Below are 18167 nucleotides of genomic sequence, written 5' to 3' on the forward strand. Positions count from 1 at the left end.
GAGAACCGTCATGAGACTGAGCACCGTCCGCCTGCCCGCCCCCGGTTCCGGCGGGCTGATCACTGCAGCTGCCCGCCATGAGGCCGACGAACTGGTCCTCCTGCCCTACCGGGACGTCGGAGCCCTGCTGGCGAGCGGAGAGGACTGGCAGCAGCGTGCCGCGGCGGCCGACGGCAAGAGGGTGCGTTGGGAGGGGGCGTCCCTCGCCCCCGTCGTCCCGCACCCCAACAAAATCGTCTGCCTCGGCCTGAACTACGCCACCCACATCAAGGAGATGGGCCGGCCCACCCCGGCCCACCCGACGCTCTTCGCCAAGTACGACGGGTCCTTGGTCGGGGCCCAGGACGACATCCATATGCCGCCGGTCAGCGACGACCTCGACTGGGAGGCCGAACTCGGTGTCGTGATCGGACGACGGGGCAGGCACATCACCCGGGACGAAGCGCTCGCCTACGTGGGCGGCTACACCGTCGTCAACGACGTGACCGTACGGGACTGGCAGCATCGCACCCGGGAGTTCCTCTCCGGGAAGACGTTCGAGGCGACCACGCCGGTGGGGCCGTCTCTCGTCACTCCGGACGAACTTCCCGCGGGAGCCTCGGGGTTGGCGGTCGGCTGCAGTGTGGACGGCCACACGATGCAGAAGTCCAACACCTCCGACCTGCTCTTCGACGTCGCCACGACCATCGCCTACATCAGCACCATCATCACGCTCCAGCCGGGTGATCTGATCGCCACCGGCACACCGGGCGGAGTCGGGGCAGGACGTGACCCCAAGGTCTTCCTGCGCCCCGGGCAGCAGCTGGTCACGTTCGTCGAGGGAGTCGGCGAGCTGCGCAACACCGTCGTCAAGGACCGGCTGTGATCTCCGGTCGCCGGGAGGCATCTGCCCGGTAGGGTGTCTCCCATGTCAGGAGCAGCGTCCCCCAGCTATCGCGAGCGCAATTCCACGGCCGACCGGGCCCTGGACATCCTGATGATGTTCGACGACACCCAACTCGTCATTTCCGGTAGCGCGGTCGCCGAGCGTCTGGGGGTCGCCCGTTCGACCGCCTACCGGTATCTGCAGTCCCTGGTGGGCAGCCGGTTCCTGGAGGAGGCGCCGGGCGGCGGTTTCCGGCTCGGGCTGCGTGTTCTGGAGATCGGCCGGCTGGCACGGCGCAGCTACGGACTGTCCGAGATCGCCGTCCCGGTGATGACCGAGCTGTCCGAGGACGTGGGCGAGACGGTGCTCCTGACCCGTCGCACCGGGGAACTGGTCGTCTGCGTCGACCGCGCGGAGGCCCGCGCACGGGCGGTGCGGATCTCCTACGAGCGTGGCAGCACCCTCCCGCTCAACGCCGGGGCCTCCGCACTCGTCCTGCTGGCCTGGATCCCGCAGGACGAGGCGCGCCGACTGCTGGAGGCAGCCGAGCTGAGGCGTTTCACCCCGGCCACGCTCACCGACGTGGACACGCTCGTGGAGCGGCTCTCGCACATCCGTCGCGCCGGATATTCCGTCACCCGCGGCGAACTCGACCCCGATGTGACGGGCGTGGCCGCGCCGATCCGCGACGACCAGCAGAAGGTGGTCGCCGCCGTGAGCGTCGTCGCGCTCGGCTCCAGGGTGTTTCCCGAAGCCGAGGCGGAACTGGCTCAGAAGGTGCTGAAGACGGCTCAGAAGATCACTGACCGCCTGATCGCCGTCGGAGGCTGAGAAACCGAGGGCGGTGGCAGGAACCGGGCCAGTGTCCGGGCGACGTGATCGGCCTGCCCGGGGGTGAAGACGGCCGCTATCAGCCGGTCGGGGCGGACCAGCAGCAGATGACCCGGGAGTGGCGCCAGGTAGGCGTCGAGCGCACCGTCCCCGTCCGACACCGCGGCCCGTCCGCCGTGCTCACGCGGTGCGCGGTCGCCGAGTACGACGTCCACGTACCGCGCGTCGGGCAGACCGGCCGCCGCGACACCGGTCCAGTCGTCGTCGGACAGGCCGATGCCCAGCAGGCTCCAGCCCGGGCCGAGGGGATCGTCGAGACGCGTGCTCGTGTACCCGGGGCCGTGCAGCACGAAGGGCTGCTGGAGCAGGGTGCCGGTCAGCGCCTGACCGGGGCCGTCGGTCGGTGCCACCGCTCCGGTCGTCACCCGGGTGTCGGGCCGGTACCGCATCTCGGTCAGATACCGACGCCCACGCCGGCTCCGAAGAGCCGCACGCACACACAGATCCCTCAACCGGGCCCGTCTGTGATCGGTCGTCATGACGAGCCGGCCGAGCCGCACGGACAGGTCGATCATCGCCTGAGCGTGCGGTCGGCGCTCCGTGTCGTAGGTGTCGAGGAGCGCCTCGGTGGCCCGCCCCGCGAGCACGTCGGCCACCTTCCAGCACAGGTTGGCCGCGTCCCGGACACCGGAGTTGAGACCTTGTCCGGCGAAGGGCGGCATCATGTGCGCGGCGTCGCCGAGCAGGAAGCAGCGGCCGACGCGCAACCGCTCGGCGAGCAGTGCGTGGAAGGTGTAGGCGACCGAACGCTCGACCTGTTCCGGGGTGATGTCCCGATGGGGGCGCAGCAAGTCCCGCACCAGGCCGAAGGGCACCGCGGTGCCGGGAGCGCACTCGCCGGGGCGCAGCCGGAACTCGTACCGGCACCGGCCCGCACGCCCGGGCACGATGACGAGGGGCCGATCGGGGTCGCCGACGTGCATGCCGTAACGCTGGTCGTGGGGATCATCGAGGGTGTCGACGACGAGCCAGACGTCGTCCGGATAACTCCGTCCGCGCATGGGGACGGACAGCTGCTCCCGCACGGTACTGCGGCCTCCGTCGCACCCCAGGACGTAGGCGGCCTCGATCTGTTGCGTCGCTTGGCCACCGTCACCGTCACCGTCACCGTCACCGGATGCCAGGGTGGCCCACACGCGGTCGGGATACTGGGTCAGTTGCACGAGGCGGGTCCCGAAGCGAACGTCGACGTGCGGGAAGCGGTCGAGAGCGGAGCGCAGGAGGCGCTCGAGGTCGGGCTGGGCGAAATGATTCTTGAACGGGTGCCCGTATCGCCGCTCTCCGGTGCCGCGGGCATGGACGAGCGGTCGTCCGTCGACTCCGTAGTACCTGGTACCCGTCCCCGGCACGATGATCGGGTAGACGGCTTCGTCCAGGTCGGCCAGTTGCAGTGTGCGCAGCGACTCGTCGTCCAGGCTGATCGCCTTCGCTTCGTCGCTCGTGGTCGTGTGCCGCTCGACGACCAGGACGCGCACACCGAGCGTGCCCAGGAGGTTGGCCGCGGTGAGCCCGACCGGTCCCGCGCCGACGACGAGCACCAGTGGCGTCGCGCCGGAGGACGCCGACGGTGGTGTGGTCATGGATAAACCCTTCTCGGGGTGTCTCCTTATTCAGGATTGATGTTCTGCTTTTCGAGACATTAGGCCGAAGTGCTCAGGCTGACAACCCCGGAGAACCGTGACGCACAGGTCTTGCCCGAGGGCCTCGGTCGCAGGGCGTCCTCCAGGACCCGATCAGCGGGATTCCCGGCCGGAGCCGGCCGCGGGCAGGACCAGGCGGAAGGTGCAGCCGCGACCGGGGGCCGTGTCGAGTTCGAGGCGGCCGCCATGGCCCTCGGCGATGGTCGCGGCGATGGCGAGGCCGAGGCCGCTGCCACCGTGGAGCCGGGAACGGGCGGGGTCGGCGCGGTAGAAGCGTTCGAAGACGAGCTCGGCGTCGACGGGTCCGAGGCCCGGCCCTTCGTCCGCCACCTCGATCACGCTGATCGGAAGGCGCTCCGGCAGCGGCGGTGAGGCGCTGGTGCGCCCGGGCCGGTCGGCACCACCCGCCGCGGGCCCCACCAGGGTGCCACCGACGCGGACGTGGACCAGAGTGCCGGGCGGGGTGTGGATACGGGCGTTGGACAGCAGGTTCTCGAGGATCTGGCCCAGCCGGTGCGGATCACCGACGGTCTCCGCGACGTCGAGCCTCTCGGCTCCGGTGGGATCGGCCGGGGTGTGCAACGGGCCGAGGTCGACGGGGTGGGACGCGCTGTGGACGGCGGCCGCGCTGACGGCGTCCGCCGCGAGGGACAGCAGGTCGACCCGTTCCCTCAGGTAGGAGGGCTCCTTGTCCAGGGTGGCCAGCAGCTGAAGGTCGTCGACGAGCAGGCTCATGCGCTCCGCGTTCTGCACGATGAAGCGGTTGGCCTCGTGCAGTTCCCGCGCCGAGCGCTGCTCGGGACGCAGGGCGAGTTGGGCGTAGCCCTGGATGGCGGTGAGCGGGGTGCGCAGTTCGTGCCCGGCGTCGGCGACGAACCGACGCAGCCGGGCCTCGGAGGCCTCGCGGGACAGCAGCGCCTTCTGGAGGCGGTCGAGCATGGAGTTCAGGACCCGGCCGAGCCGTCCGATCTCGGTGCGCGGATCGGTGTCGGGCAACCGCAGGTTGAGTCGGCCCGCGGTGATGTCCTGGGCGGTGCTTTCCATTCTGGTCAGTGGCAGCAGGCCCAGCCGGACCACCCATCGGCCCAGGGCGAGCAGCGCGATGACCGTGACGGTGAGCAGGACGGCGTTCAGCCAGAGGATCTTCGACGCGGCGCCGTCGACCGTGTCGAGCGGCAGGGTGACCACCGCGCTCATCCCGTCCGGGCCGGGGTTGAGCATCACTCGCCAGCGACCGTCACCGCTCTTGGCGGGCACGGTTTCCGGATGCCCGTCGCGTAGACCGAGATCCTGGACGTCATCGGCCAACCGAGGCCCTGGCTTTGTCCGGGAGCCGAGGGAGTCGTTCAGGAGGCGCCCGGCGGCGTCGTAGAAGTAGATGTGGAAGTCCGAGGGCAGCACGTCCGGGCGCTCCTCGGGCGCCGGGAGTGTTCCGTCGACGGCGTCGTGGAAGGCCGGTGCCGGGGGGTGGAATTCGACGAGCTGCTCATCGACACGGTCCAGCAGCCAGGTGCGCAGCACCACGTAGCCGATGACCTGGGAGGCCAGGACGGCCGCGGTGGCGAGGACGGTGACGCCGAGGACGAGCCGTCGTCTCAGCGATCCTGGCGGCTGGGTCAGGAAGCGGGTCACTGCTCCGGCGTCCCACCGTGATCACGGGGGAGACGCAGGCTGTAGCCGACCCCGCGCACGGTCTGGATGAGCGGTGGATCGAAGCAGTCGATCTTCTTGCGCAGGTAGCGGACGTACGTCTCGATGATCCGGACGTCGCCGGCGAAATCGTAGCTCCAGACATGGTCGAGGATCTGGATCTTGCTCACCACCTGCCCGGCGTTCTCCAGGAGGTAGGCCAGGAGCTTGAACTCGGTGGGTGAGAGCGCGATGTACTCCCCCGCACGGTGCACTTCGTGGGCGCCTTCGTCGAGTTCCAGGTCGGCGTAGCTCAGGACGCTCGGCAGGGCCTGCGCGGTGATGGCCGGCGCCGTTCGGCGCAGGATGGCCTCGATGCGCAGCAGCACCTCCTCGATGCTGAACGGTTTGGAGACATAGTCGTCCCCGCCGACGCTCAGTCCGCTGATGCGGTCGTCGGTACCGGTGCGGGCGGTCAGGAACAGGATCGGACAGTCGTTCCCCGCCGCCCGCAGCCTGCGGGTCACTTCGAAGCCGTCGAGATCGGGCAGCATCACGTCGAGCAGCACCAGGTGCGGTTCCCGGCGTTCGACCTCCAGGAGGGCCGACTGTCCGGTGTCGGTGCTGCTCACCTCGTATCCGGTCAGGCGAAGCGTCGCCTCCAGCAGGGTGCGGATGCTGGGCTCGTCCTCGACCACGAGGAGCCGGTATCCGGGCCTGGCCGCTGCGGGCTGCTCGGTCATGAGGTCTGCTGATCCGTTCTGCCGTCTGGCGGCGCTTGCTCCGGCCCGGGTTACTTGGCGGCGCAGTCGTAGAGCACGTTGCCGCCTCCCATGGGTCCGGTCGCGCCGCTGCTGTCCGTCTGGGAGGTCGTGCCGCCGTACGACGACGCGGGAACCTTCGTGCAGTTGTCGGCGATCCAGTCGGAGCGCTGCTGGGCGTAACCGCCCGACAGGCCCGGCAGACCGCCGCCGCCCGTGCCGGAACCCAGGATGTAGCGTAGTTCGCCGTTCTTGGTCCACTCCTTCAACTGGGCCACCGACGGCGCGTTGTCGCTGTTCGTGAAGCCGCCCATGCCGATGACGGTCTCGTCGCTGCCCAGGATGAAGGCGCTGGCGGACAGGGCGCCGCCCTCGACCGCGAGCTTGATGCGTGCGTCGGGTGCCTGCTCGACGACGTACTCGAGGATCTTGCGCTGGTCGGCGGTGAGTTCCCCGTTGCCGAAACCGCCGCCCCCGCCGGGCCCCCGGGGGGCACCTCCGGAGCCGCCACCGGGCATGCCGTTCGCTCCCCCTGTGGGCATACCGGACGGCATACCCGAGGGCATTCCGGAGGGCAGCCCGCCGGACGAGGGTTGACCGGACTGGCCCGAGGACCCGTTGCCGCCGGGGAATCCCGGCATGTTCGTCGGCATCCCGGAAGGCATCCCCGACGGCATGCCCGACGGAAGGCCTCCGCCGTTCCCGCTCTGCCGGGGCATGCCGCCGCCTCCACCGAAGCCGAGGGTCTGCGGTCCGGCCGTCGGGTTGGAGCCGCCCATGCCGGTGGAGCCGGGCACGCTCACCGCCCAGGCACCCGGGGCCACCAGAACCGATGCCACCGCGGCGCCCACGGCGACCGTCAGCAACCGGCCGTGCCGTCGGGACAGCACCAGCAGGACCACGGCCGCGCAGCCCACGAGCAGCACCGGCCACACCAGCCAGCCGTTCCAGTCGGGTTCACGGTGGATCAGCACCACCGCCCAGATCACGCTCACCGCGACCCCGGCCACGCCGACCAGGGGCGCCCAGCTCAGGGCCGCGCGGTGCAGGCGAATCAGGGCGGCCGTCAGTCCGCCGCACAGAGCGGCGATGGCGGGCGCGAGTTGGGTGGTGTAGTAGGGATGGAAGATCCCTTTCTGCGACGAGTACACGGCGGCGCAGACCACCAGCCAGGTACCCCACAACAGCCAACCGGAGGCCGGCAACAGGGCGGACGCGGGCAGCTTCCCGCGTCGGTGCAGTACCGCCACGACGACGGCGACGACCATGGCCACGGCGCACAGCGGCAGCAGCCAGCTGATCTGACCGCCCACCTGGGTGCCGAACATCCGGGTCAGGCCGTACTCACCGCCGAACCCGCCGGCGAATCCGCCCCCACCTCCGCCTCCCATCCCCTGGGGTGCACCGTCACTGGAGCCGAACACCCGCCCCAGACCGTTGTAGCCGATCACGAGGTCCCAGGCCGAACCGTCCTTGCTGCCGCCGATGTAGGGACGGTCGCCCGGCCACAGGGCGACCATGGCGACCCACCACAGGGAGGACGCCGCCAGGATGGCTCCCGCGCCCAGCAGACGCCGCACTCGCGGTATCCAGGCGCCGCTTCCTCCCACGAGCCAGGCGACGGCGAACGCGGGGATGACCATCCAGGCGGCGAGCATTTTGGTGAGGAATCCGCACCCGATCAGGAAGCCGCTCGCGCACAGCCACCACGTCGCGGCCCGGTCCTCGGCCTGCAGTGCGCGGGTCAGCGCGTACGCCGCGGACACCAGCAGCAGGACCAGCAGAGTGTCGGGGTTGTTGTCCCGGTTGATCGCCACCGTGATGGGCGTGAGGGTGAGGACCAGGGCGGCGACCAGCGCCGCCCCCTCCCCCGCCCAGCGGCGCACGGTCCGGTGCAGCGCCAGCACCGCGGCCACTCCTTCGAGCACCTGCGGCAGGATCAGCGCCCATCCGTGCAGCCCGAAGATCTTGCTGCTGATCACCTGCGGCCACAGGGCGGCCGGCGGCTTGTCGACCGTGACCACGCCGGCCGGGTCGAAGGCACCGAAGAGGAAGTGGGTCCAGCTCTGCCCCATCGACTTCACGGCCGCCGAGTAGTAGCTGTTGCCCCACCCCAGGGAACCCAGTGCCCATCCGTAGAGCACTGCCGCGAGCACCATGACGGCTCCGAGTGCCGCGGGAGCCGCCCAGGTGGGCAGCGAGCGCACAAACGTAGTGGTGCGCCTCCCTTCGTGTGCCGATGCCGCCGGTGCGGGCCTGAGGTGCGCGTGGTTGCTCATGTCGGGATTCGCTCTCATCAACGGTTACGGCTACGGGGGGCGGCGAAGACAGCCAGCCGCAGTACGGCGAAGCGCACGCAGGTGACCGCGACGGACGCCGTGGCGAGGACCGCGGTCTCCGCGGCCGGTGAGGCTCCGGGATCGAGCGACGTGAACCACAGCACCGCCCCGGAGGTCACCAGGTAGCCGAGGACGAACAGCCCACCCGCTCCGAGGTGGGCACGGGTGGGCCGGGTGATGGAGTGCCGGAAGGTGAGGCGTCGGTTGGCCTCGGTGTTGAGGACGGTGAGGCCGAACAGCGAGATCAGGTTGGCGACGGCTGGAGACCACCAACCACGCAGCAGCCAGTACAGCAGGGCCTGTCCGACCGTGGAGACGACACCGATCGCGAGGAAACAGCCGACCTCCCACGACAGCGCACCGCGGCGCGTGGGTGGCGCGAGGACGGCGTCGGGGTGTTCCGCGGCCGGCTCGGGACGCGGCCGCACCTCGACCCGGGCGTCACCGGAGGCCTTGAGCCGCGCCATGCGCCACAGGCCCCGCAGGTCTTCCCTGGCGGTACTCGCCACATCCACCCGGGTGTCGACGTCCTCGACCCAGTCGACCGGAACCTCGTGGATGCGCAGTCCGTTGTGCTCGGCGAGCAGGAGCAACTCGGTGTCGAAGAACCACGCGTCGTCTTGGGTCACCTCCAGCAGCGGCCGGAGTACGTCGGTGCGGGCCGCTTTGAACCCGCACTGGGCGTCGGTGAAGCGCACACCGTGGGTGAGCCGGATGATGCCGTTGTAGCAGCGGGAGATGAACTCGCGGCGTGGCCCGCGCACCGTGCGTGCGCCGGACGCCAGCCGGGAGCCGATCGCGAGGTCCGAGTGGCCACTGGCCAGCGGAGCGACCAGCGGGAGCAGCCCGTCGAGACCGGTGGACAGGTCCACGTCCATGTACGCCACGATGTCCGCGTCGCTGGCGCCCCAGACGGTGCGCAGCGCCAGTCCGCGACCCTTGCGGTCCAGGTGGACGACGCCGACGCCGGGCAGCTCGTCGGCGAGGCGACGGGCCGTGGCGAGGGTTGCGTCGGTGCTGGCGTTGTCGGCCACGGTGATCCGCCACGGGAACGGGAAGCCCCGGGACAGTCGGGCGTGGAGCGTGCGCAGGCACCCGGGCAGGGCGCGTTCCTCGTTGTAGACCGGCACGACGATGTCCACCGTCGCGGTGCCGGCGTGTGGGAGAAGCAGACGTTCGACGGGTTGGAAGGGGGCCGAACGCTCCACGCCGGCGGCGAGTTCGGTGAGGTGGGGGGTGGGAGTCATGGCTTCCTCAGGCATGAGGGGACGGCAGACTGCGGCTCATAGGCCCTGGTCCAGGGCCGCGGCCTCACTGTTGCCGTCCCGCCTGTGGGGGTAGGGGGAGAATCCCGAGAACTGACGGGGAGTCAGATCTATGGCCGAAAGGGCTCCCACGGCTCACAGTGAGCCCGGCCGCATCACGGCGTTGCGGAGTTCGCCGATACCTCTGATCACACTGATCACCTGGGTTGTGGACCGAGGGGGCACCTCGCGTTCATGGCCGGTGCCGGTTCCGGTCGGCGTTCCGGTGCTGATCAGATCGCCGGGCAGCAGGGTGACGGCTCTGCTGACGTGCGCGATGACGGTGGCGACGTCGAAGAGCAGTTCCGAGGTGCTCGCCTTCTGCCGGACGCGCCCGTCGACGAAACAGTGCATCGTCAGGCCGCGGGCGCCGATCGGCACGTCGTCGGTGGTGACCAGGGGCCCAGGCCGATGCCACGGTCCGGGTACTGCACGGCGACGGCGGCGATACTGTCCGCGGCCAGAGACAGCAGGTCGACCGGCTGCCACCGCGTCGCGGGCACATCACCCAGCTTGGCCAGCTGAGACAGGCTGTCGACGAGTCGACTCATCCGTTCCGCGTTCCGCACGATCAGCTGCTGCGCCTCATGGCGTCGTTGCGAACTCATCTCCGGTTCCTGTACGAGGAGTTCGGCGAAGCCCTTCAGTCCCTCGATCTTCTCCCAGGAGAACCGCAGTTGCGGGGAAGGCCGCGAGAGTCAACGGCAGCAGCCAGTTCCGCAAGGATTCCATCAGGACACGAGCCTACGACGCACACTCCCGCCGCCACGTCCCGCACCGGGCCGCCCGAAGGTCCGACGCCGTGGCTGACCTGCTACCGCAGATGCGGAAGCATCCAAGTCACATGTCGCATCGGCGAGTTGCGGAGCCGCTCGGCTGCACCGGGACGTTCGCGCCGCACCCGGCCCGCACGGCGACGCGCGGATGGCCGTCCTCGAAACCGCATGAGAGCGCCTCGGCGGTCTCGGCACCACCCGTTTCCGCGAGGCGATCCCGTGTTGGCTACGGACGCGGACTACGTCGCGATGGCCGATCCGGAGGGAAATGGAGTCCTGCTTGAACTGAGCGACGGGGACCTTCACCCCCGTGAGGGTTTCGGAGACGGCACACAACCGCTGCTGAACGGCTGGCTCGTACGAATCCGTGCTGCAATTGACCAGCCGGGGGCCCTTGATCTCGCGGTGATCAGCGGCGCGAGCCAGGTGACGGGAAGCCGACGGACCGCGCGGATGTTGCGGGCGAGCTCAGTGCTGGACAAGCCGGGGTGCGCGGCCACCGCGACGGTGGTGCCTCGCCCCGGCGAGCCGGCGCTGCAGCTCGTACGTGAATATCAGGTCGGCCGGCCTGGACTGGCCGTAGGCGGCGGCCCGGGCTGTACGCCCGCTCCCCGTGCAGGTCGGTGCGCCACTTGCGGCAGGCCCGCTCCAGTGTCTCCTGGACCAGATCCTCGGCGGCGTCGCGATTCCCCGTCAGGACGAGGGCACCCCGGAACAGCGCGGTCGACCTGGCAGCTACGAAACCGTCGAAGTCCGTCTCCACACGCTCCTCCCTTCCTGTCACCCCTCCTCGACGGAGACACCCCGGGATCTGCTGCACGCAGGCGATGAGACCTGGGCCACAGCGGCGACAGGGGCGCGGCATCGCCTCCCCCGTCGTCCCCGTCCTGCGGTGGCACCGAATCTTGGGACAGGTTTTGCGCGACGCACGCAACTGCGGCCCACGCCATCTCCGTCTGACAGGGGGACGGGCCCGTCAGGGCCGAACAGCGAGTAGACCGGGGCAGTTCGTGGGACGGCGCAAGGGCAGCATATGGATCGCATGCGTCACGGGTGTGATGCTGGTGGGCGCGAGCGCCTGCGGGGCAGGCGGCAGCGACAAGGCGGGCGGGGACGACGCGAAGGCATCGGGAAAGCCGGGCGCGAGCACCTCTCCATCGCCGACGACACCCGCGGGCCCGCCCATGCTGCTGGAGACGATCACCCCGCAGACGGGCACCACGGTCGGCGTGGCCATGCCGATCTCGGTGATCTTCACGAACCCGGTGGCGGCCAAGGCGCGGGCCACAGTGGAAAAGCACATGAAGGTGAGCGCCTCCCAGACGGTGGCCGGCGCCTGGCACTGGATGGGCGACAAGCGCGCCGACTGGCGCCCGAAGACGTATTGGCCCTCCGGTACGACGGTGAAGATCGACGCCGACATGAAGGGTGTCAGCAACGGCAACGGACGCTACGGCGTACACAGCTACACGCACACCTTCAAGATCGGTGACGACGTGCGCGCGGATGTCTCGGTGACCGGCCACACCATGAAGGTGACCCGGAACGGCGCGCCGGTGCGCACCCTGTCGATCAACGCGGGCAGCGCCGAGTATCCGACGTGGGACGGCACGATGGCCGTCATCGACAAGCAGGAGAAGGTCCACATGACTTCCTGCAGCGTCGGTATCAGCTGTGACAAGGGCAGTCCCAACTACTACGACCTGACACTTCCCTGGGACATCCACCTCACCCAGTCCGGCACCTACGTCCACTACTCGACCGGCGACCCGAACCCGGGCAGCGGCAGCGCACGCGGCTCTCACGGCTGTGTCCACCTGTCCCTGGCGGACGCCAAGTGGTTCTACGGTCAGGTCAAGCAGGGCGACCCCATCACCATCACCGGCTCACCCCGCGGCAAGGCCCCGGCCGACAACGGCTACGCCGACTTCAACCTGGGCTGGGACCAGTGGCTCACGGGCAGCGCCTCCGGAGAGGGTACGACCGCCGCCCTGTGACGCGTCGCGGTGGCGGCGTTGGTCAGCACGTGCCGACTGACGGGCGGGCTCCGACTCCGGTCTTCGCCGATGCGGGGCGGGTGGTTGCGTGCCAGCGGCGGCACCTGATGGGGTCCGGCGTTCCCGCAGGGTTGTGGTCGGGGGTACACGCGTAGCCCGGATGTCACACTGCCCGCCCCCGTCAGGTCGTGGCCAAGCGCCGGCCTTCCATCCAGTCCTGCCGCGCCTGTTCGATCTCCTCCAGGGACTCCCCGATCCGGACTCCCCGATCCAGTTCCAGGACACGACGAGTTCCTCCTCGAACGGCTCGCCGCCCAGGAGCATCAGGCCCGCGTCCGACTCGGCGCGCAGCGGGAGTCCGGTGCGGCCGCAGCCGACGTAGAGCATGGTGTTGCCGCATCCCCTGGGCCCGGTCTACCGGCACCCATTCGATTGATGCGCTTCAATCGGGGGCGATGGGAGCTCGCCCGCTCCCCCACGGACCGCCAAGACCCGGCGCGGCGATTGCCCACATCAGCGGACAGCCGTTCCGGTGCCCGCAAGGTTTCCTGTGCCTCCCGGGTCGGCAGGTGCTCGACCCGGTGCCAGGGAGGTTCACTGGCAGGACGTGTCGTGTGACCAGCTGTTATTGGACGGCTCTCGCGTCGCCGAGGGAGTGCGCCTGGAGGCACATATTGGAGCGCTTCAACGCGTGTCGTGTATTCTGCGGCTTGTCCGCGACAGCCTGGTCCCTGCGAGTGCCTGACGGTCGCGGGCCGAACGAGACCGGAGGTCGGAGGAGCACCGTGGCAACCGCCCGTCCGCGAGCAGTACAGGGGCATGCCAGTCCGAGCGTGCAGGACGTCGCCGACGCCGCGGGCGTCTCGGTGGGCACCGTCTCCAACGTCCTCAACCATCCGTCGAAGGTGAGCCCCGCGACGGCCGAGCGGGTCCGTGAAGCCATCAGCCGTCTGGGTTTCGTACGCAACGACGCGGCCCGGTCCCTGGTGTCGGGATCGACCAACAGCGTCGGCATGGTGCTCGCCGACATCGAGAACTCCCTGTTCATCGACATGGCGCACGGCGCCCAGGACGCCGCCCGCGCGGTCGGCCAGAACCTGCTGCTCGCGAACACGGCGTGCGACATGACGCTTCAGGACGACTACCTGGACCTGTTCGACGAGTCCCGGGTGACCGGAGTGCTGCTGGCTCCGATGGAGGACTCCTCCGCCGGTATCGCGCGCATCCGTTCGCACGGGCGCCAGGTCGTGCTCCTCAACTACTCCCCCAAGCCGGGCACATGCTGTTCGGTGCTGGTCAACAACGAACACGTCGGATATCTGGCAGCCCGCCATCTCATCGACACGGGGCGCACACGACTGGCCTATGTGGCCGCCCACGACGACTACCAGCCGGTGCGCGACCGACGCAGGGGTGTCCGCGCGGCAGTCGAGGAGGCGGGCCCCGGCGTCACCCTGGAGGAGATCGACAGTGGCGGCCTGACCACGCCCCATGGCCATGTGGTCGGGCAGGATCTCGCACGGAGAGCACCCGGCGATCTGCCGGACGGCCTCGTGGTCGTCACCGATGAACTGGCCCATGCCATCATCCACGAACTGCACACCGTGGCAGCGATCCGGGTGCCCGACCGGATCGCCGTCGTGGGGTGCGAGAACAACCGCGCGGCGGGCGCCGCGGCGGTTCCACTGACCGCGGTGGACATGCCGGGCCGGATGATGGGACGGGAAGCGATCCGACTCCTGATGGACGAGGTGGCCTCGGGCAAGCAGCACCGTCATGCCACCGTCGTGCTGGAGCCCGAGCTGATCGTCCGCGCCAGCGCGCCCCGCTGAGAGTCCGGCGTCGGCACGCCGAGTACGAGTGATCGTGCGCGGGACGCGCAGAGTTGATCGTCCGGCTCCACTCGCCCTTCGAACTGTCCACGCCGTGCCCCGCTGGACACGCTGACCAGCTGTTCATCGCTTCACGCTGAGGGTAGCCCCTCCGGACAACCGCCCCCCGCAGCTCTCGGTGCGGTTCGGAAACATCCGCGACAGCTTATTGACACACGCCGAAACGGGTCATAGGTTCCCGACGTCCCCCGGATTGAAGCGTTTCAACAACAAGCCGCGCGCCAAGGAGCACCTGTGCGCAAGACCCTCAGAACCGCCGTGTCGCCCTCCTGGCAGAAGCTCACCGCCTCGGGCGAAGCCGGGCAGGTCCTCGACCTGGAAATGGCGCTCAAGGACCTCGGCGTCTGGAACGACATCCAGCGGGCCGCCGTCAAGACCGTCGAGAAGCGGCTGGGACTCTTCCTGGACCTATCCGCCCACCGGCTGCCCACCCTGCCGAGCAGGGGCCGTTCGAAGACGGCGGCGCCGACGCCGCTGCCGCACTCGAGGCGGCCCTGCCGAGCGGAACAGCGGACTGATCTCCGCAACGCACAGCACCTCGCCACGTCGTGAGCCGAGAACACGCACCCCTCCACAACGGATCAGCAGGAGATGCCATGCTCCGTGAACGCCCACTACTGCTCGTACTCCTGAGAGGCCTTGTCATGTGTGCCGTGGTCGCAGGCGCGGTGATCCTGCCGGCGCCCGTGTCCCCCGCGGCGTCGGCTTCGGACGCGCCGTTCGCCGTGAAGGCTCTGACTGCCAACGGCCGGGTGAACCCGCTGGGCATCGGCGGTGACGACCCGGTCCTCGGCTGGCAGTTGACGTCAGCCCGGCGGGCGACATCGCAGACGGCCTACGAGATCCAGGTCGGACGCAAGCCGGGCTCGACCGACGTGTGGTCGTCCGGCAAGGTGGCGTCCGGCCGCCAGGTCGGCGTGCGGTACGGCGGGCCTGCCTTGGAGGCGGGCATCCGTTACCACTGGCGCGTTCGGGCCTGGGACGACAAGGGAGTCGCGAGTCCGTGGAGCGCGACCGCGTACTTCGAGACCGGCCTGCTGGACTCCGAAGACTGGGACGGCGCCCAGTGGATCACGCGCCCCGCGGCTCCGAGCGAGCTGGACAAGTGGACGGACTACACCGCTACGGTCGAGTTCAAGCTCGACAGCGCCGCTTTCGGCATGTTCCTGCGCGCCCCGGATGTGGGCAACGGGTACATGTGGCAGTTCAACGTCACGGGCCCGACACCGATGCTGAGGCTGCACAAGCAGGTCAACGGCAACTACACCGTGGTGCAGGACGTGGATCTCGCGCCCTACGGCTTCACCAACGCGAGTCTCCTCGCCGGCCGACACACCGTCCGCTACGAGGTCTCGGGCACCACCATCAAGACGACACTCGACGGCAAGCTGGTCAACACCTTCACGGACTCCACGTTCACGAAGGGGTACCTAGGCTTCCGCACCCACGCATGCTGCGGTGAACGCGGAACGGTCTACGACGCCGTCGTGACCGGCACCGACGGCGGCACGCTGCTGGACACCGACTTCGCCTCCGGCCGCAACCCGTTCACCGGCGGTGAGATCGTCGACTCCGCCCTCGTCGTGTCCGGCACCACGGACGCCCTCTACGCACCCGCGTCCCGGCCGCTGCCACTGTTGCGCAAGGACTTCACGACCAAGGCCGGCAAGAAGATCGCCTCCGCGCGCGTCTACGCCTCCGCACTCGGCCTCTACCAGCTGGAGCTCAACGGCAAGCCGGTCGGCGACCAGGTGCTCGCCCCGGGCTGGACGAACTACGACAAGCGCATCCAGTCCCAGACCTACGACGTCACGAAACTGCTCGACAGCGGAGGCAACGTCATCGGCGCGTCCCTTGCGGACGGTTGGTGGGCCGGCAAGGTCGGGCTCGGCTGGACCCACCAGTACGGTGACACTCCCGCTCTCGTGGCGAAGATGCGCGTCACCTACACCGACGGCTCCATCCAGTGGATCGCCACGGACGGTTCATGGAAGGCGTCGGACGGGCCCTTCGCGAAGGCCGACCTGCAGGACGGCGAGACGTACAACGCTCGTCTGGAGCCGTCGGGCTGGAGCCGACCAGGCTTCGACGACGCGCAGTGGGAGCCCGCCGCGAGCGTGGACTCACAGACCGCACTCCTGGTCCCGCAGAGCGACGAGCCGGTGCGCCGGACTCAGGTGCTCCAGGCCCGGAAGATGACCGAACCCACCCCCGGGACCTACGTCTACGACCTCGGTCAGAACATGGTCGGCGTGTCACGGCTGAAGCTGACCGGCTCCGCCGGCCAGACCGTCAAGATCCGCTACGCGGAAGTGCTCAACAAGAACGGCACCCTCTACACCGACAACTTCCGCAGTGCCAAGGTCACCGACCGCTACACCTTCGCCGGGACCGGAACGGTCACCTACGAACCCACCTTCACCCAGCACGGTTTCCGCTACATCGAGATCACCGGGGTGAACGAGCCTCCCGCTCTCTTGGACGTCAACGGCGTCGTATGGGGGTCCGACCTCCCCACCACCGGCACGCTGAAGACCTCGGACAGCATGCTCAACCAACTGGTGAGCAACATCTCCTGGAGCCAGCGCGGCAACTTCCTCTCCATCCCCACCGACACCCCGGCCCGCGACGAACGTCTGGGGTGGACGGGAGACATCAGCCTGTTCGCGCCGACGGCCAACTACCTGGTCGACACCCGTGCGTTCCTGTCCCACTGGATGGCGGACGTACGCAACTCCCAGTACGCCAACGGCGACCTGCCGGCGGTCGTACCCACCCCTCAGGGCCAGTTCGGCGACAGCGGTGTCGGGTGGTCCGACGTGATGATCACGGTGCCGTACCACGTATGGCGCTCCTACGACGACACCCGCATCCTGCGCGAGAACTACCCCGCCATGCAGAAGTTCTTCCAGTTCGTGCGCACCAGCGCCGGACCGGACCTGCTCGAGCCCGGCCGCACCACCTTCTTCACCAACGACTGGCTGAACCTGGACGACCCGACCGAGCAGGGCATCCTGGGCACGGCCTACTACGCCGAGAACGCCCGCATGATGGCGGAGACGGCCAAGGCCCTGGGCGATGACGCGGCGGCGTCCGACTACGGCAAGCTCTCCGCCGACATCCGCGACGCCTTCACCAAGGCCTATGTCGCGGCCGACGGCACCGTCAAGGGCAACTCCCAGACCGGGTACGCGATGGCCCTCGCCATGAACCTGGTCTCGGATCCGGCACTGGTCGACAAGGTCGGTGAGAAGTTCGTGGCCAAACTGGCCCTCACCGACTACCACCTGCGGACCGGCTTCATCGGCACGCCGCTGCTGCTGCCCGCGCTGAGCAGGATCGGCCGGGACGACCTGGCCTACAAGATGCTGCTGCACAAGGACTACCCGTCCTGGGGCTACGAAGTCGCCAACGGTGCCACCACCATGTGGGAGCGCTGGAACTCCATCATGCCCAACGGCGACTTCGGCCCGGTCGACATGAACTCCTTCAACCACTATGCCTACGGCGCCGTGGGTGACTGGATGTTCCAGAACATCGGCGGCATCTCCGCGCTCGAGCCCGGCTACAAGCGCTCCCGGATCGCGCCGGTTCCCGGCGGGAACCTGACGCAAGGCACCGGAAGCCTCACCACCGTCTACGGCCGCCTGTCGTCGAAGTGGAGCACACACAAGGGCGCGTTCGACCTGAAGGTGACGGTCCCGGTCAACACGGTCGCGGAAGTCCATGTCCCGGCGACGACCCACTGGGCGGTCACCGAGGGCGGCCGACCGGCCGACGCCGCCAAGGGAGTCCGCTTCCTGCGCATGGAGAAGGGGGCCGCCGTGTTCGAGGTCGGCTCGGGGTCCTACGACTTCGGCGTCCACACCGTCCGCGGGGAGGCCGAATAGGCCCGGAGAGCCGCATGACGTTCTGGCGGGCCCGGACATTCCGGGCCCGCCAACGACCCGCGAGCAGGCTCGGCAGGGCCCAGACCTTCGGCTTCCACTATGCAGGTCATGGCGCGCTTCAAGGATCTTCAGCATCTCGTGCGTGCAGCCGCGGGCCTGTTCAGTGGCACCCCCCTGGCCTGC

At 69.3% G+C, this 18167-nt stretch carries 13 protein-coding genes and 3 pseudogenes; 6 read left to right on the forward strand and 10 right to left on the reverse strand.

The window, feature by feature from the left end; all coding sequences use genetic code 11:
* The first annotated feature begins 10 nt into the window (after window positions 1–10).
* Window positions 11–865: a fumarylacetoacetate hydrolase family protein gene (locus OG841_RS02740; RefSeq protein WP_328642955.1), complete on the forward strand. Its 855-nt coding sequence runs from the start codon at window positions 11–13 to the stop codon at window positions 863–865.
* A gap of 42 nt (window positions 866–907) precedes the next feature.
* Window positions 908–1696: an IclR family transcriptional regulator gene (locus tag OG841_RS02745; RefSeq protein WP_328642954.1), complete on the forward strand. Its 789-nt coding sequence runs from the start codon at window positions 908–910 to the stop codon at window positions 1694–1696.
* On the opposite strand, the gene OG841_RS02750 is transcribed toward OG841_RS02745, so the two are convergent.
* The 9 genes and pseudogenes from OG841_RS02750 to OG841_RS02790 form a co-directional block, all read right to left on the reverse strand.
* Window positions 1657–3336 (reverse strand): bifunctional 3-(3-hydroxy-phenyl)propionate/3-hydroxycinnamic acid hydroxylase, encoded by a 1680-nt coding sequence (locus OG841_RS02750; protein WP_365116045.1) that lies wholly within the window; start codon window positions 3334–3336, stop codon window positions 1657–1659. The genes OG841_RS02745 and OG841_RS02750 overlap by 40 nt on opposite strands.
* Window positions 3337–3489: 153 nt before the next feature.
* Complete coding sequence (locus OG841_RS02755) at window positions 3490–5028, reverse strand: sensor histidine kinase (protein ID WP_365116047.1); 1539 nt, start codon at window positions 5026–5028, stop codon at window positions 3490–3492.
* A complete protein-coding gene (locus OG841_RS02760) occupies window positions 5025–5768 on the reverse strand; it encodes a response regulator transcription factor (RefSeq protein WP_328642952.1) in 744 nt (247 codons plus the stop codon). The genes OG841_RS02755 and OG841_RS02760 overlap by 4 nt, the downstream gene beginning before the upstream one ends.
* 50 nt (window positions 5769–5818) lie before the next feature.
* Complete coding sequence (locus tag OG841_RS02765; protein WP_371563097.1) at window positions 5819–7945, reverse strand: ArnT family glycosyltransferase; 2127 nt, start codon at window positions 7943–7945, stop codon at window positions 5819–5821.
* A 137-nt stretch (window positions 7946–8082) separates the two neighbouring features.
* Window positions 8083–9372, reverse strand: a complete 1290-nt coding sequence (locus OG841_RS02770) for a bifunctional glycosyltransferase family 2/GtrA family protein (protein ID WP_365116051.1) — start codon at window positions 9370–9372, stop codon at window positions 8083–8085.
* 153 nt (window positions 9373–9525) lie between these two features.
* On the reverse strand, window positions 9526–9810 hold the full coding sequence (locus tag OG841_RS02775; RefSeq protein WP_328642949.1) for a fumarylacetoacetate hydrolase family protein: 285 nt from the start codon (window positions 9808–9810) through the stop codon (window positions 9526–9528).
* The gene (locus OG841_RS02780) at window positions 9786–10037 is read right to left on the reverse strand and encodes a hypothetical protein (protein ID WP_328642948.1); all 252 of its coding nucleotides are present in this window, start codon (window positions 10035–10037) and stop codon (window positions 9786–9788) included. The genes OG841_RS02775 and OG841_RS02780 overlap by 25 nt, the downstream gene beginning before the upstream one ends.
* A 444-nt stretch (window positions 10038–10481) precedes the next feature.
* Window positions 10482–10827: pseudogene (locus OG841_RS02785) on the reverse strand (short-chain dehydrogenase); the annotation flags it as partial.
* Window positions 10828–10830: 3 nt separating this feature from the next.
* Window positions 10831–10923, reverse strand: a pseudogene (locus OG841_RS02790) (SigE family RNA polymerase sigma factor); the annotation flags it as partial.
* 340 nt (window positions 10924–11263) lie between these two features.
* Here OG841_RS02790 and OG841_RS02795 point away from each other — a divergent pair.
* The gene (locus OG841_RS02795) at window positions 11264–12202 is read left to right on the forward strand and encodes a L,D-transpeptidase (RefSeq protein ID WP_328643752.1); all 939 of its coding nucleotides are present in this window, start codon (window positions 11264–11266) and stop codon (window positions 12200–12202) included.
* Between the two features lie 196 nt (window positions 12203–12398).
* On the opposite strand, the pseudogene OG841_RS02800 reads toward OG841_RS02795, so the two are convergent.
* Window positions 12399–12592: pseudogene (locus OG841_RS02800) on the reverse strand (pirin-like C-terminal cupin domain-containing protein); the annotation flags it as partial.
* A 443-nt stretch (window positions 12593–13035) separates the two neighbouring features.
* Between OG841_RS02800 and OG841_RS02805 the strand changes: the two are divergent.
* From OG841_RS02805 to OG841_RS02815, 3 genes are all read left to right on the forward strand, one after another.
* Window positions 13036–14034 carry a LacI family DNA-binding transcriptional regulator gene (locus tag OG841_RS02805; RefSeq protein WP_328642947.1) on the forward strand — a complete coding sequence of 333 codons (999 nt, stop codon included), beginning with the start codon at window positions 13036–13038 and terminating at the stop codon, window positions 14032–14034.
* Between the two features lie 294 nt (window positions 14035–14328).
* A complete protein-coding gene (locus OG841_RS02810; protein WP_328642946.1) occupies window positions 14329–14646 on the forward strand; it encodes a hypothetical protein in 318 nt (105 codons plus the stop codon).
* A 44-nt stretch (window positions 14647–14690) separates the two neighbouring features.
* Window positions 14691–17984 carry a family 78 glycoside hydrolase catalytic domain gene (locus OG841_RS02815; protein ID WP_328642945.1) on the forward strand — a complete coding sequence of 1098 codons (3294 nt, stop codon included), beginning with the start codon at window positions 14691–14693 and terminating at the stop codon, window positions 17982–17984.
* The last annotated feature ends 183 nt before the right edge of the window (window positions 17985–18167 follow it).

This window comes from Streptomyces canus (genome assembly GCF_041435015.1).
Classification (GTDB): Bacteria; Actinomycetota; Actinomycetes; order Streptomycetales; family Streptomycetaceae; genus Streptomyces; species Streptomyces canus_G.

Coding starts and splice junctions, on each gene's coding strand:
- OG841_RS02740 (WP_328642955.1), top strand. CDS start 11: ATGAGACTGAGCACCGTCCGCCTGCCCGCCCCCGGTTCCGGCGGGCTG.
- OG841_RS02745 (WP_328642954.1), top strand. CDS start 908: ATGTCAGGAGCAGCGTCCCCCAGCTATCGCGAGCGCAATTCCACGGCC.
- OG841_RS02750 (WP_365116045.1), bottom strand. CDS start 3,336: ATGACCACACCACCGTCGGCGTCCTCCGGCGCGACGCCACTGGTGCTC.
- OG841_RS02760 (WP_328642952.1), bottom strand. CDS start 5,768: ATGACCGAGCAGCCCGCAGCGGCCAGGCCCGGATACCGGCTCCTCGTG.
- OG841_RS02765 (WP_371563097.1), bottom strand. CDS start 7,945: ATGGTGCTCGCGGCAGTGCTCTACGGATGGGCACTGGGTTCCCTGGGG.
- OG841_RS02770 (WP_365116051.1), bottom strand. CDS start 9,372: ATGACTCCCACCCCCCACCTCACCGAACTCGCCGCCGGCGTGGAGCGT.
- OG841_RS02780 (WP_328642948.1), bottom strand. CDS start 10,037: ATGAGTTCGCAACGACGCCATGAGGCGCAGCAGCTGATCGTGCGGAAC.
- OG841_RS02795 (WP_328643752.1), top strand. CDS start 11,264: ATGCTGGTGGGCGCGAGCGCCTGCGGGGCAGGCGGCAGCGACAAGGCG.
- OG841_RS02815 (WP_328642945.1), top strand. CDS start 14,691: ATGCTCCGTGAACGCCCACTACTGCTCGTACTCCTGAGAGGCCTTGTC.